Genomic DNA, 14,942 nt, shown 5'->3' with positions numbered 1-14,942 from the left:
GCGAGATGTCAGACCGTTCTGATGGAATGCCCGCATGACGGATTCGACGGTGCGCACCAGGACGGCTGCTCCTCGTGCCCGGCTCGTGCACCGTCGTCGGCCCGAGCAGGCACCCCGGGTCTGGGACGAATCGACGAAGCGCGTCTTCGCCACCGCGGTACCGGGTGTGGGCTGGAATCCCTGCCAGGTACTCGGCGGTCCGGGAACGGGCAAGACGTCACTGCTCGTCGACGTGGCGGTCGACCGCATTACCGGTGGAGAAGATCCCGAGCACGTGCTGGTCCTCACCCAGTCGCGGCGGGCGGCAGGCCGTCTGCGTGAGGAGATCACCGCGGCGCTGCTCGGACAGGGCGAACAGCACGGTGCCCGTGCCACGCGCGAACCACTCGTGCGGACCGTGCACTCCTATGCCTTCGCAGTCCTGCGACTCCAGGCGGCAGCACACGGAAACCCGCCGCCGCGCCTCATCACGGGCGCCGAACACGACGCGGTGCTGCGCGAGATGCTGCACGGCGACATCGCCGACGGCGCCCACCTCTGGCCGGAGCGGCTGCGTCCCGCCCTGGGGCTGGGGGGATTCGCGGTCGAGGTGCGGGATCTCATGCTGCGTGCGAGCGAACGTGGGCTCGGCCCGGAGGATCTCGTCGCGCTGGGGCGTCGGCACTCGCGACCCGAGTGGGTGGCTGCCGGAAAGTTTGCCGCGCGATACGAACACGGCATGCTGCTGCGAGGGGCGGTCGGTGTGGAGGCTCCCGAGGCCACGGCCCCCGCTCTCGACGCCGCCGAGCTCATCGGCGCCGCACTCACGGCCTTCGCCACCGACCCCGACCTCCTGCGGACGGAACGGGCACGCGTGCGCCACCTCCTGGTCGACGATGCTCAGCACCTCGATCCCCAGGCGGCGGAGCTGGTCCGCCTCGTGGGCACCGGTACCCGGACCACCGTCGTCGCAGGCGATCCGGACCAGTCGATCTACGGCTTCCGTGGAGCGGATCCCGCATTCCTGATCGGGCTCGCGGACAAGGGTGACGAGCGTCAGATCGTTCTTCCACTCAATTTCCGCAGCGCCTCCGAGGTGGCGGCGACGTCGGCACGCATCACTTCCCGGCTGCCCGGCCGGCTGCCCCACCGGACGTGGGTACCGTCGAACGACGGCGGCCGAACGTCCGTGCACGTACTGAGCACACCCGCCAAGGAAGCCGCGGTCATCGCCGACACCTTGCGCCGCGCGCATCTCCTGGACGGGATCCCGTGGTCCGACATGGCCGTCATTGTGCGCTCGGTGCCCCGTGCCCTGGCGCCGCTCCGGCGGGCGCTTCTCGGTGCGGGAGTGCCCGTCACCACACCCGCGTCCGAGTTGCCGCTGGCCCGCAGGCACGGCGTGTCCGGTCTGATGCTGGTGCTCCGCGCGTTGTCGGGTGAGGAATTCACCGGTGAGGACGCGCTCGCTCTGCTCGCCGGACCGATCGGTGGGGCCGAACCAGTGGCTCTCCGACGGCTCCGGCGCGGTCTGCGTCGCGCAGAACTCGCCTCCGGCGGTGACCGCGACTCGGCAGAGTTGCTGCGCCTCATCCTGACCGGGGAGACCGGCAATACCCGCAAGGTCGTCGCCAAACTCACCGATGTGGAGGCGGCCTCCCTCAACAGAGTGTTGTCCGTACTCCGCAAAGCGCGTGCGCAGCTCGACCGCGGACGCGGTGTCGAGGAGGTCCTGTGGGCTGCCTGGCAGGCGACGGGACTGGAACGACGCTGGGCGTCGGCGTCGGCGCGGGGCGGCCCCACCGGTGCGCAGGCAGACCGCGACCTCGACGCCGTGGTCGCCCTGTTCGACGCCGCCGCGGGGTATGTCGACCGGTTGCCGCGCGCTCAGCTCGCCGGATTCGTCGACTATCTCACCGGCCAGGCCATCCCGAGTTCGTCGCGAACCGCTTCCGTAGTGCCGAGTGACGCGGTGACGGTGCTGAGCGCGCATTCCGCGGCGGGTCGTGAGTGGGACGTGGTGGCGGTGGCAGGCGTGCAGGAGGGGTTGTGGCCGAGTCTGCGGACGCGCGGAAGCCTGCTCGGAACCGAGGCGCTGATCGACCTCGTCAGTGGAGTGTCCGACGGCACTGCGGAGGCGGCCGATCGGCTGTCGCGCACCGCACCGCTTCTCGCGGAAGAACGCCGTCTCTTCCTGGTCGCATGCAGTCGGGCACGGCGGAGTCTGCTGGTGACCGCCGTCGACTCTGCCGGGAGCGACACCGATCTCGTTCACTCCCGGTTCGTCGACGAACTACTCGTCGGAGCGGAGGGCGCGGACGTCGCGGACGCGGTGGTACCGGTCACGGATCCGTCTACCCGGGTCCTTGCCCTGCCCGCACTCGTCGCCGAGTTGCGGGGGGTGGTGTGTGATCCTCGCGTGGCCCGAGACGACCCGGATCGGCAGCGCCGGGCCGCTCGTCAACTGGCCCGACTCGCCCGGGCCGGTGTCCGTGGCGCGCATCCGGACCAGTGGTACGGCACGGCCGAGCCCAGTACTGCAGTGGCGTTGTGGACGGAGGAGGACGGGCCGGTGTCGCTGTCACCGTCCACCGTGGACCTCCTCAATACCTGCCCGCTGCGCTGGCTACTCGAACGCCACGGCGGATCCGACGGCGACAACACGCATGCCATCGCGGGAACGCTCGTGCACACGCTGGTGCAGGCGCTCGCCGGGCGCATACCGGCGGATCAGGTGGAACGGGCCCTCGAAGACGCCTGGGACTCCATCGATCTCGGTTCACAGTGGTATTCGCGACGGGAACTCGCACGCACCCGGGACATGCTGGCCACGTTCACCGCATGGCTCGGCACGACACGGTCCGAGCTCACCGAGGTCGGTGTCGAGGTCGCCGTCGACGGTGTGCTGGAGCCGAGGGAGGAGGGTGCGCCGGCGATTCGACTGCGTGGACGCATCGACCGGCTCGAACGTGACGCCGAGGGCAGGCCCGTGATCGTCGACGTCAAGACCGCTCGTGCGCCCGTGAGCAAGGAGGACGCGCAGCAACACGCGCAGCTCGCGGCGTACCAGGTGGCGGCCGCCGTCGGTGCGATCGAGGGCGAACCGGCGTCGAAACCCGGCGGGGCCCGACTCGTGTTCGTGGCCAAGCCGCACAAGAAGGAGGGCGCTACGCAACGTGTGCAGGCGCCGTTGTCGGACGAGGACGTCGACACCTGGCTGGCCGTCATTTCCGCCGCGGCCGCCGCCACGAGGGGGCCACAGTTCCTTGCCCGCGTCAATGACGGTTGCCGGCACTGCCCGGTGCGGACGAGTTGCCCAGCGCACGACGAGGGCAGGCAGGTGACGTCCGAATGACAGCGCACATCGACCCGGTGGAACTCGCCATCGGACTCGGTCAGCACCCACCCACACCGGAACAGGCGGCGGTCATCGCCGCCCCGCTGGGGCCGACGCTGGTCGTCGCCGGCGCCGGAGCCGGAAAGACCGAGACGATGGCGGCGCGGGTGGTGTGGCTCGTCGCCAACGGATTCGTCGACCCGGAAGCGGTGCTGGGCCTGACCTTCACCCGCAAGGCTGCTCAGCAGCTCACCAGTCGCATCCGGAAAAGGCTTGCCCGGCTGGCGGGTTCGGATCTTCTTCGGCGGGTCGATCCCAGTGGTGAGCTGAGGTCCAAGCTTCTCGCTGGTGAGCCGGAGGTGAGCACCTATCACGCGTACGCCGGGCGGCTGCTGTCCGAGCACGGGCTGTTACTGCCCATCGAACCGTCGGCCACCTTGTTGTCGGAAACGGAACTGTGGCAGCTCGCTCATCGCGTGGTCAGTTCGTGGGACGGCGACCTCGACACCGACCGGAATCCGGTGTCGGTCACCGAGGCCGTGCTGGCGCTTTCCGGACAATTGGCAGAGCACCTCGTCGAAGCCGAGGATCTTCGGGAGGCGCACACCGAACTCGACAAGCTTGTTCACACACTGCCGGCAGGACCACGCCAGCGAGGCGGGCCGGGTAAGGAATTGCTCGACATTCTCGACACACAGCATCGGCGGGTGGAACTTCTTCCGCTGGTGCACCGCCTGGCGGAGACGCTCCGGCGGGAGGGCGCCCTCGACTTCGGCAGTCAGATGTCGCTTGCGGCACGTGTCGCATCGGACCACCCCGAGGTGGGGCACGCCGAGCGTGCGCGCTTTCGGGTGGTGCTGCTCGACGAGTACCAGGACACCGGGCACTCCCAGCGTGTGTTGCTGTCGTCATTGTTCGGCGGCGGCCTCGACGGGCGGCTCGCCCTCACCGCGGTCGGTGACCCGATGCAGTCGATTTACGGATGGCGTGGCGCGTCGGCGGCCAACCTTCCGCGGTTCGCCACCGACTTCCCGCTGCCCGACGGCACACCGGCGCCGCCACTGGAATTGCTGACCAGTTGGCGGAATCCGCCCGAGGCGCTGGCGCTCGCCAACCTGGTCTCGGCGCCGCTGCGGGAGCGGGGAGTGCAGGTCAGTACGCTGCGGGCGCGGCCGCAGGCTGTTCCGGGCGATGTGCGGCTCGCGTTGACCGGCGACGTGGCCGAGGAACGCGCGTGGGTTGCCGACCGTATCGCGGAGCAGTACGCGCAGGCCTCGAGCAGGGGAGAGGATCCACCGACTGCGGCGGTGCTGATCCGGCGCAACGCCGACGCCGCGCCGATCGCGGAGGTGCTGCGCTCGCGCGGACTTCCCGTCGAGGTGGTGGGGCTGGGCGGTCTGTTGCACACTCCCGAGGTGGCCGACGTGATCGCGATGCTGCGCGTGGTCGCCGATCCCATGGCAGGCAGCGCTGCGGTCCGGTTGTTGACGGGGGCGCGGTGGCAGATCGGGGCTGCAGACCTGACGGCGTTGTCCCGGCGAGCGAGGGAGCTTGCCATCGGAACCGGATACGGCACCGCCGGCGCCGTCACCGACTCCTCGGCACTGGCGGAGGCGGTCGAGGGCGCATTGCCCGGCGAACAGGCCGAGCAGGCCGGGCTCGCGGACGCGTTGGCGGATCCCGGACCAGCCGAACGATATTCACCGGTGGGGTACGCGCGCATCACCGCAGTCGCAGCCGAGCTGGCATCCCTGCGTGAGCGGATCGGGCAGCCCCTCACCGAACTCGTGGCCGAGGTGGAACGGGTACTCGGCATCGGCATCGAGGCTCAGGCCCGGACCCGCACTGGTGCGGGAACAGGCGCAGGGCGCGAACACCTGGACGCCTTCGCGGATGTCGTTGCCGGATACGCCAGCCGGTCCTCGGCCACCATCACCGGATTGCTCGCGTTCCTTTCCGCGGCCGAATCCGTCGAAAAGGGATTGGCGCCCGGCGAAGTGGAGGTCGATCCGCACCGCGTCCAGGTGCTCACGGTGCACTCGGCGAAGGGGCTCGAATGGGAAGTGGTGGCGGTGCCCCATCTCACCGCAGGCGTGTTCCCGTCACGGACCGCGACCGGAACCTGGCTCGGCGCCCTCGGTGAATTGCCGCCGTCGTTGCGTGGCGACCGCGCGCGGACGGGAGAATCCGCAGACGGCGTACCGGTTCTCGATCTCGAAAACTTGTACAGCCGTAAGGATCTCGAGGATGCCGTCAAGTCGCACAAGGCGGCCCTCGCGGCGCGCAAGCTCGACGAGGATCGCCGGCTCTTCTACGTTGCGCTCACGCGGACGGAGCGGGTGCTGTTCGCTTCCGGTCATCACTGGGCGGAGTCGGGCAGCGAACCGAAGGGCCCGTCCGAGTTCCTCACCGAACTCCGCGACTTGATCGCAGACGAGTCACACGAGGGTCTCGGCGTCGTGGACGTATGGGCGCCCGCACCCGACCCCGAGACGCAGAATCCTCTCACCCGAACCCCCAAAGCGGCAGCGTGGCCGCCGGACCCGCTGGGACTGCGACGGGAGTCGGTCGAACACGGTGCTTCCCTGGTGCTCGCGGCGCTGACCGAAATCGGTGATGCATCCCTGGAAGACGAAGAAGACCCCGAGAACTGGGCGGCCGACGTCGACGCGCTCCTCGCTGAACGCGAAGCCCGCGCGCAGGCTCGCCTCGAAGTGGTCTTGCCTGCGCAGCTGTCGGTGAGTCAGCTGGTCGAACTCGAGGCGGACCCGGATGCGCTGGCTGCGCGGTTACGCAGGCCACTTCCGTACCCGCCGAACCCGCTGGCACGGCGAGGAACCGCGTTCCACGCCTGGGTAGAGCGCCGGTTCGGGGCGACCCGGCTGCTCGACCTCGACGAGCTCCCGGGCGCGGCCGACACCGATGCAGGACCGGACACGGACCTGGTGACGTTGCAGGACGCATTCCTACGTTCGTCGTGGGCTCATCGCAGTCCCATCGAGGTGGAGGTTCCGTTCGAGACGGCGGTGGCAGGGACAGTTCTGCGTGGGCGGATCGATGCGGTGTTCGCGGACCCGGACGGCGGGTGGACGGTGATCGACTGGAAGACCGGAGCGGAGCCGAGTGCCGACAAGGAGAAGGCGGTGGTGATGCAGCTCGCCGCGTATCGGCTTGCCTGGGCCGAGCTGATGGACGTACCCCTGGAGCGTGTGCGGGCCGCGTTCCACTACGTCCGCACAGGCCGCACGATCGCGCCGGACACCCTGCCGGACGCCGACGCTCTTGCCGGCCTCATCCGCACCGCCGGCGCGGACGAGGAAGCGCGTCAGGCCTGACGGCGCACCTTCAGGGCCTCGGTGACCAACGGGATCTGCAACGGAAGGCGCAGCAGCACACCAGTTTTCTGCAGGCGCGACATCTCGGTGCTCTTCAGCCAGTTGACGGCCATCGAGATGTTGGCCGGATAGACCGCAAGGAAGAGCAGCGCGGCCAGTCCGCCGCCGAGCCGGCGGGTTCTCGGTACCACAAGTGCCGCACCCACCGTCAGTTCGGCCACACCGGACGCGTAGGTGTACGTCCGAGGGTCGCCGGGGAGTCGCTCGGGAACGATCGCGTCGAAGAACTTGGGGGTGACGAAGTGAAGCACGCCCATGCCGAGAAGCAGGGCGGCGAGTCGGAGCGCGGGCGTGCGGCCGGTCCGGGAAAGGGTGCTGACGCGTTGCATGACGACAGCTTGCCCGAATCACTCCCGTCACGACAGCGAGACGCCGCTGTGACGATTGAGCGAGACGCCGCTGTGTCGATTGAGCGAGACGCCGCTGTGTCGATTGAGCGAGACGCCGCTGTGTCGATTGAGCGAGACGCCGCTGTGACGATTGAGCGAGACGCCGCTGTGTCCCTTCGAGGAGAATCGGGGTTAGGCTGCCAGCCGATGTCGGAGTTCTGTGCCCAGTGGAGACGAATATATGGCCGGTAGGCTACGTGCGAGATTGAACAGGTCGGACACCTTGACGGACCGGCCGGACTTCGCACTGGTGGGTGTCCTCAGGATTCCCCAGTTGCAGACCAGTCCTGCGCGGGCGATCTACCGCCGAGTGGCGATCGCTCTCGCCGCTTTGGCCCTGGCCGTCCTGATCGTCTACATCGATCGCGCCGGGTATCGCGACGCCCAGGACAACGAGTTGTCCCTCCTCGATTGCGTCTATTACGCCACGGTGTCGTTGTCGACGACGGGGTACGGCGACATCACTCCGTTCACGCCGTCGGCGCGACTGATCAACGTTCTGCTCATCACACCCCTTCGAATCTTCTTCCTCATCGTCCTGGTCGGTACGACTCTCTCCGCACTCACGGAGAGTTCCCGCCAGGCGTTCAAAATCCAGCGCTGGAGGCAGCACGTGCGCAACCACACGGTCGTGATCGGTTACGGAACCAAGGGGCGCACCGCGATCGACGCGATGCTCGGCGACGGGGTCACCCCGTCGGACATCGTCGTCGTCGACACCGATCAGGCGGTCCTCGAATCGGCGGCAAGCAAAGGGCTGGTCACCGTCCACGGTTCCGCCACCAAGTCGGATGTCCTGCGGTTGGCGGGGGCCCAGAATGCGGCGGCCATCATCGTGGCGGCCAACCGCGACGACACCGCCGTTCTCGTCACCCTGACGGCACGCGAGATCGCGCCGCAAGCGAAGATTGTCGCGGCCATTCGAGAGTCGGAGAACACCCACCTGCTGCGGCAGTCGGGCGCCGACTCGGTGGTGGTCTCCTCCGAGACCGCGGGCCGGCTGCTCGGCATCGCGACGACCACTCCCAGTGTCGTCGAGATGATGGAGGATCTGCTGACTCCGGAGGCCGGCTTCGCGATCGCCGAACGGGCAGTGGAACGCGACGAGATCGGCGGTTCACCGCGGCATCTGGCCGACATCGTCCTCGGTGTCGTCCGGGACGGGCGACTGGTGCGGGTCGGCTCCCCGGAGGTCGATTCGGTGGAGGAGAACGATCGGTTGCTGTACATCCGTAGGGTCGCTAACTGACCGGCAGTACTGTCGACGTGTGACTGCATTCCGGTTGAACGAAACCCCGCTCCTGTCGCGCTCCGCGGTCGGCCGCGCCGAAGACTTGCGTTCGGACACCGACGCCCTGCGAACGGGATGGCAGGACGCGGTACTTCTGCGGGTCAACCATCGCGGTCAGGTCCGTGTCGACGACGACGGCCTCGTGTTCGGAGCGGCAACCGAGCTCGGTCCGGAACCCGTCCGCGGTGCGGTTTTCCTGGGCATCCGCAAGGACCGGCATGTCTGGGCGGTGCGCGTGCAGGCCATGACCGGCGAGTTGGCCGACCTTCGCGTGCTGGGCGGAACGCTCGACGATGCGGATGCCGGCGTGCTGACCGGCGCGATCGCGATGTTGAACTGGCACGACAGTGCCGGTTTCAGCGCCCTCGACGGCGTTGCGTCGGAACCGACGATGTCGGGTTGGTCACGAATTTCGACCAGCACCGGGCACGAGGAGTTTCCGCGCACCGACCCCGCCGTCATCTGCCTCGTCCACGACGACGGAGACCGGGTGCTACTGGCACGGCAACCCACGTGGCCGCCGCGCCGGTTCTCGATTCTCGCCGGATTCGTCGAGGCGGGAGAGTCGCTCGAGACGTGTGTGATGCGCGAGATCAAGGAAGAAGTGGGTCTCGAGGTCCGCGACGTGCAGTATCTCGGTAGTCAGCCGTGGCCGTTTCCGCGGTCGGTGATGATCGGATTCTCGGCCGTCGGCGATCCCGACGCCGCGTTGATCTTCGCGGACGGCGAGATCGCCGAGGCTCGCTGGTTCACCCGCGAGGAGGTGCGCAATGCACTCGAGTTCGGTGACTGGGCATCCGACGCCGACGCACCCCTGCTGCTCCCCGGCTCGATTTCCATTGCCCGCGGAATGATCGAATCCTGGGTGGGGGCAGACGGGGCGAAGGCCTAGACCCCGAGTGCCTTCTTGACCTGGGACAGGGACGGGTTGGTCGCGGTGCTGCCGTCGGCGAACTTGACCGTGGGGACGACGTGGTTGCCACCGTTCACGCTACCGACGAACTCGGCCGAGGCCGGATCCTCCTCGATGTCGATCTCCACATAGCCGATGCCGGACTCGTCCAGCTGCTTCTTCAAGCGCCGGCAGTAGCCACACCAGGTGGTGGAGTAGATGGTCAGGGCCTTGTTGTCTGTAGCAGTCACGGCGCATATAACACCACGGCCGAGTGAAGTGTTCCCATGCGGCTCTTCCACCGCTGCGCGGGGTGTCGGTTGTCCCTGCCATGATGGACGCCATGTCAGCAGGTGCCCCCGAGGTGACGAGTACCGGCCTCGATCCCGAACAGTCCGCGGCCGTCCTCGCGCCTCGTGGTCCGGTCTGCGTGCTGGCGGGCGCGGGCACGGGAAAGACGCGGACCATCACCCGAAGGATCGCCCACCTCGTCGCCAGCGGACACGTCGCGGCGGGACAGGTACTGGCGGTCACGTTCACGGCCCGGGCTGCGGGGGAGATGCGAGGCAGGCTGAGGAGCCTCGGAATCGGTGACGGCGGCACCCAGGTGCAGGCGCGCACCTTCCACGCGGCCGCACTGCGCCAGCTGAGGTACTTCTGGCCGCAAGTGGTCGGAGACACCGAATGGCGGCTGCTGGACCGAAAGTTCGCGGTGGTCTCCGCTGCGGCCGGCCGGGTTGGGTTGTCCACCAGTACCGAAAGTGTTCGGGACCTGGCAAGTGAGATCGAATGGGCCAAGGCGTCACTGATCGCGCCGGAGGACTATCCGCGCGCGGTGGCGAAGGTGCACCGCGAGGCGCCTGCCGACGCCGCCAAAGTGGCCGAGGTGTATCACGGTTACGAGCAACTCAAGGCTCGAGGCCAGGATGCGATGCTGCTCGACTTCGACGACCTCCTGCTGCACACCGCGGCCGCCCTGGAGGAGCATTCGGCGGTAGCAGAGGAGTTCCGGGACCGGTACCGGTGCTTCGTGGTCGACGAGTACCAGGACGTGACGCCACTGCAGCAGCGGGTGCTCGATGCATGGCTCGGTGAGCGGGACGATCTCACGGTCGTCGGCGATGCCAACCAGACCATCTACTCGTTCACGGGCGCCACGCCCAACTATCTGCTCGACTTCTCGCGACGGTTCCCCGAAGCCACCGTTGTCCGCCTCGAGCGCGACTACCGGTCGACCCCCGAGGTGGTCTCGATGGCCAACCGGGTGATCGGCGCGGCGCGGGGCAGGATCGCTGGTACGCGGTTGCAGTTGATCGGCCAGCGGAAGTCGGGGCCCGAACCGACTTTCGCGGAGTTCGACGACGAGCCTGCCGAGGCCGCCGGGGTGGCCCGTGCGATCAAGCGGCTCATCGCCCGCGGAACGCCTGCCGCGGAGATCGCGGTGCTGTACCGGATCAACGCCCAGTCCGAGGTGCACGAGCAGGCCCTGACCAAGCTCGACATCCCATATCAGGTCCGCGGCGGCGAGGGCTTTTTCACGCGGACCGAAGTTCGTCAGGCCGTATCGGCACTGCGTCAGGCGGCCGGTCGCGACGACCTGCCCGATGCGGTCGGTGCCGACCTCGTCACCCTGGTGCGTGCCGTGCTGGTGCCGCTGGGTTTGACCGACACGGAACCTTCGGGTGCGCAGGCCCGCGAGCGATGGTCCTCGCTGTCCGCGCTCGTCGCTCTCACGGAGGAACAGCTGGCGCAGGATCCCGATCTGACGCTCGACGGACTGCTCCGCGAACTCGGCCTTCGCGCGGAGGCGCGGCACCCACCGGTGGTACAGGGCGTCACGCTGGCGTCGTTGCATGCCGCGAAGGGACTCGAGTGGGACGCGGTGTTCCTGGTAGGTCTGACGGACGGCACCTTGCCCATTCAGCACGTGCTGGGCGATGCCAACTCGGCTCCCGACGAGGCCGCGATCGAGGAGGAGCGCAGGCTTCTCTATGTCGGGGTCACCCGTGCGCGCGAACACCTGCAGATGTCCTGGGCGCTCTCCCGCAACGAGGGCGGCCGCAAGAGCCGTCGGCGTTCCCGGTTCTTGCACGGGCTGATTCCGGAAGACTCGCCGGCGTCGCGCATCGCCGCTCCACCCCAGAACGCGAAGAAGCGTCCGCGGTGCCGACTGTGTGGAAAGCCACTGATCGGTACCACGGCCACGATGCTCGGACGGTGTGAAGGTTGCCCGTCGAATGTGGATGTGGAACTGCTCGATTCGCTGAGGTCGTGGCGGCTCGAGAAGTCCAGGGAATTGAAGGTGCCCGCGTATGTGGTGTTCAGCGACAACACGCTGACGGCGCTCGCCGAACAGCGCCCGCAGGACGACCGGGGACTTGTCGCGATCCCCGGGATCGGCGCCAAGAAGCTCGAACAGTTCGGTGAGGATGTGCTGGGTGTGATCAGATCGAGCGGATCGCCATGACGACTCTCCGTCCGCAGGCGAACAAAAGGCGCATCGCCGCAGGTCAAAAATAGGTTGTGCGGATATGGAATTTTGCCTACTGTGGTTTCAGCGCACGGGGGGACTCGTGCAGTTCACATCGGTTCGACAAGAAATGGAGGTGGCCCCGACATGAAGTTCTACTCCGTACACAAGACGGCAGTCGCTGCCACCTCTGCGTTGCTCGGCATGAGCGCGACGGAGGCGGCACCGGCAATTGCCTGGTCGGCATCCCGTCGTCGTCCCGCAGCAGCAGCCGAGTCCGTGTCGCGGAGTTGTCGAGGAATTCCTCGCTAGAACACTCCCACCGTCTTTCCAAGGCCACGGACCCGCATCGCGGACCGTGGCCTTTGTAGTTCGAGCACTTTCCTCGCTCGCAGCCTCGGCTCTGGTTCGCACCTTGTACATCGAACCGACAAACGACCGACGCACTGAGAGCAGAGGAGAACGACGTGTCTACCGTGACATGCCGAGGGGTATCCGAAACCTCAACCGCCACAAGCGGATTTGTTGACATTGTTTCCACCCGACGGGATCTGCCCTGCCGGGCCGACGATCCGGACCTGTGGTTCGCGGATTCCCCCACCCAGCTGGAGCAGGCCAAGGCGCTGTGCGCGTCGTGCCCGATCCGGTTGCGCTGCCTCGATGCAGCGCTCGATCGGGGCGAGCCGTGGGGAGTCTGGGGCGGCGAAATTTTCGATCAGGGAGTCGTGGTCGCCCGTAAGCGCCCTCGCGGCCGCCCGCGCAAGGCGCAGACTCTGGTGTGTGCCTGACCAGTCGAGTGCATGGACAACGGCGTCCGCCCGGGAACTCGCACGAGTTGTCTGGGCGGACGCCTGACGTCGTTCAGCGGACGGTGGTGCCGTCGCCCTCCTGCGTCGGATCGTCGAATCCGGGAAGCCACCGCGTGAGGATCGCCATATAGGGCGCGTACGCATCGAGCTGAGCGCAGATACCCACCGAGCCGACGAGGACTCGGAAAATCATGAGGTACTCGGGTGGCAAACTCAGGGCTCGGGCAGTCCGAAACTGTGCGCTGTTGAAGTCCGTTGCGGTGCCGGCAGCCTTCTGTAGCCAGGCACGGGTGAAGTGGAAGGATTCGGTCCGAATCGGATCCGTCAGCGGACGCAGGTAGTCGGCGATCTCCTTGTCGGTTACGGTCCGACCGGGAAGAACGAATCCGTTGGCGTGCAGCAACTCCGTCAGCTCGTCGAACTGCTCGTGCAGTGCCAGACGCACCATCGTGCCGAGGACGGGAGGCAGGCCGTCGGGAAAGGGTGCGGCAGCACCGAAGTCGATGACGCCGAGCCGACCGTCGCTGTGCAACATGAAGTTTCCCGGATGGGGATCGCAGTGCAGCAGTCCGACCCGCGCAGGGGAGGCGAAGTGGAATTCGGCCAGCAGAGCGCCCGCAGTGTTGCGTTCCTCGGGTGTTCCGTCGGCGATGATGGCCGAGAGCGGCTTCGCGGTCATCCACTCGCTCACCACCACCTTGGGGGAGCTTGCGACGACGTGCGGGACCGCGAACTGCGGATCGCCGTCGTAGACCTTGGCGAACCGGCGCTGATTGTTCGCCTCGATGCGGTAGTCGAGTTCCTCTTCGGTGCGGGCAGTGAACTCGTCGATGACGGGACGCACGTCGACGCCGGGCATCACCGACGCAAAGAGACCCGCGAAACGTCCGAGGGTCTTGAGGTCTGCTCGCAGGGCTTCGTCGGCCCCCGGATACTGCACCTTGACGGCGACGTCCCGGCCGTCGGCCCACACGGCGCGATGTACCTGCCCGATGCTGGCCGAGGCGGTCGGCGTGTCGTCGAAGGACATGAACCGCTCACGCCATTTGGTACCGAGCTGCTGGTCCAGCATTCTGTGCACAGCGCGTGCAGGAAGGGGAGGAGCCTGCGCCTGAAGTTTGTTGAGCGACTCCCGGTAGGGCTCGGCGAACTCCTCGGGGATCGCCGCCTCCATCACACTGAGGGCTTGACCGAGCTTCATGGCCCCGCCCTTGAGTTCACCGAGTACGGCGAACAACTGCTCCGCTGCCCGTGCGCTCAGCTGCGCGTCGATCTCCACCCGGTCGCCGCCGGTCAGCTTCCTGCCGAACCCGACGGCGGCACGACCGGCGATCCCTAAGGGAATGCTCGCGAGTTTGGCGGTGCGGGCAGAACTCCTGCGGGGGATGTCGGACACTCCACCATCATGACGGAAGACGGCTCGATTCGCCCACAGCGGGTGCCAGGTACGCACAGCTGCAGGTCACCTGCCTCGGCCATCTTCGGGTGACCAGTCGGTGAGCGCCGAGGTCGATCTCGAGGGTCGCGTCGAGGCTGGCAGGTGCGTGCCCGCGAGGAGAAGACAGGACGACCTCGAGTTGCCCCAGCGCCACGGCAGTGGTCGCCATGATGACCGCGGGGCTTGCGTGCCCGACCGTCCCGAGGAGTTGTGCGGCCAGATGCGGCCAGTCCTGGTCGTAGGCCGAGCGAAGCAGATCAGCGCAGCGGAGACAGCTGGTGTGACCGGGGAGAACGAGCGGACCTACGACTCCTCGCCCGTCACGTACCCGCACGGGAAGGTGGGGGATCCCGCTGCGCACGAGATCGGCGACCAGTCGCGGCTCGGCAACCAGATCGTCGGCGAGCACGGCGCAGGTCGCGTTCCACCGTCGCACGTCGCCTTCTGCGGAATAGCGGGACGACCGCGAGACGCGGATGCCGGCATCGGTCAGTCCCGCCGAGACTGCGTCCGAGAGCGGTCCGCGACCGTGCACCCGAACCGTATGGGTCTCGGCGGCGTCGGGGGAGTCCGTGACGTCGAGCAGTCCTGCCCTGTCGAGGTCCCCGAGAAGCTTCGAGAAGTCGGTGGGCGACATACCGCTTTCGACCGCCGTCCAGAGCACGTGCGGTCGGGAGGTCTTACCGTCGAGTAATCGGAGAATTGCCAGGAGTTGCTCAGTGAGGATTCCGGGCGGCGGCTCGAGGATCAGGGCACGCTCAGGATCCCAGCCGAACTGGACGCGGCCGTCGGGGCGGGTCAATACCGCGATGCGAGGGTCGAGAGTGGGGCCGATGGGACGCGGATGCTGGACGGTCACACGCAGAGCGTGTCACGACGCATCCGCGCCCCTACCGGTCCGACGACGGTTATCCACAGGACGAAACGGCGGCTGACCTGCCA

At 67.7% G+C, this 14,942-nt stretch carries 10 protein-coding genes; 6 read left to right on the top strand and 4 right to left on the bottom strand.

All coding sequences use genetic code 11. From position 1 onward, the window contains the following. The first annotated feature begins 34 nt into the window (after window positions 1–34). Window positions 35–3,334, top strand: a complete 3,300-nt coding sequence (locus CBI38_RS18980; RefSeq protein WP_109331196.1) for an ATP-dependent helicase — start codon at window positions 35–37, stop codon at window positions 3,332–3,334. After that, complete coding sequence (locus CBI38_RS18975; protein WP_109331195.1) at window positions 3,331–6,651, top strand: ATP-dependent helicase; 3,321 nt, start codon at window positions 3,331–3,333, stop codon at window positions 6,649–6,651. The genes CBI38_RS18980 and CBI38_RS18975 overlap by 4 nt, the downstream gene beginning before the upstream one ends. Here the strand turns inward: CBI38_RS18975 and CBI38_RS18970 are convergent. Further along, window positions 6,642–7,040, bottom strand: coding sequence for a DoxX family protein (locus tag CBI38_RS18970; protein ID WP_109331194.1), 399 nt, complete (start codon window positions 7,038–7,040; stop codon window positions 6,642–6,644). The genes CBI38_RS18975 and CBI38_RS18970 overlap by 10 nt on opposite strands. A gap of 241 nt (window positions 7,041–7,281) precedes the next feature. On the opposite strand from CBI38_RS18970, the gene CBI38_RS18965 reads away from it, so the two are divergent. Together CBI38_RS18965 and nudC are read left to right on the top strand one after the other, a co-directional pair. Then, entirely contained in the window at window positions 7,282–8,349 is a 1,068-nt protein-coding gene (locus CBI38_RS18965) for a potassium channel family protein (RefSeq protein WP_109331193.1), read from the top strand. A gap of 19 nt (window positions 8,350–8,368) precedes the next feature. Then, window positions 8,369–9,283 (top strand): NAD(+) diphosphatase, encoded by a 915-nt coding sequence (gene nudC, locus CBI38_RS18960; RefSeq protein WP_109331192.1) that lies wholly within the window; start codon window positions 8,369–8,371, stop codon window positions 9,281–9,283. Here nudC and CBI38_RS18955 read toward each other — a convergent pair. Further along, window positions 9,280–9,534, bottom strand: a complete 255-nt coding sequence (locus CBI38_RS18955; protein WP_109331191.1) for a mycoredoxin — start codon at window positions 9,532–9,534, stop codon at window positions 9,280–9,282. The genes nudC and CBI38_RS18955 overlap by 4 nt on opposite strands. 80 nt (window positions 9,535–9,614) lie before the next feature. Here CBI38_RS18955 and CBI38_RS18950 point away from each other — a divergent pair, with 80 nt between their 5' ends. Further along, window positions 9,615–11,750: an ATP-dependent DNA helicase UvrD2 gene (locus CBI38_RS18950; RefSeq protein ID WP_109331190.1), complete on the top strand. Its 2,136-nt coding sequence runs from the start codon at window positions 9,615–9,617 to the stop codon at window positions 11,748–11,750. Between the two features lie 449 nt (window positions 11,751–12,199). Continuing rightward, a complete protein-coding gene (locus CBI38_RS18940) occupies window positions 12,200–12,541 on the top strand; it encodes a WhiB family transcriptional regulator (RefSeq protein WP_284707313.1) in 342 nt (113 codons plus the stop codon). A 73-nt stretch (window positions 12,542–12,614) separates the two neighbouring features. Here CBI38_RS18940 and CBI38_RS18935 read toward each other — a convergent pair whose 3' ends face one another. Both CBI38_RS18935 and CBI38_RS18930 read right to left on the bottom strand, forming a co-directional pair. Next, window positions 12,615–13,958: an ABC1 kinase family protein gene (locus CBI38_RS18935; protein WP_109331188.1), complete on the bottom strand. Its 1,344-nt coding sequence runs from the start codon at window positions 13,956–13,958 to the stop codon at window positions 12,615–12,617. Between the two features lie 7 nt (window positions 13,959–13,965). Beyond that, window positions 13,966–14,859 (bottom strand): hypothetical protein, encoded by an 894-nt coding sequence (locus tag CBI38_RS18930; protein WP_109331187.1) that lies wholly within the window; start codon window positions 14,857–14,859, stop codon window positions 13,966–13,968. Window positions 14,860–14,942: the final 83 nt, after the last annotated feature.

Origin of the sequence: Rhodococcus oxybenzonivorans (assembly GCF_003130705.1) — a bacterium.
Taxonomy (GTDB): Bacteria; Actinomycetota; Actinomycetes; order Mycobacteriales; family Mycobacteriaceae; genus Rhodococcus_F; species Rhodococcus_F oxybenzonivorans.
Note: the sequence above shows the minus strand (reverse complement) of the source record. Positions and strands in the feature narration are given on the sequence as shown.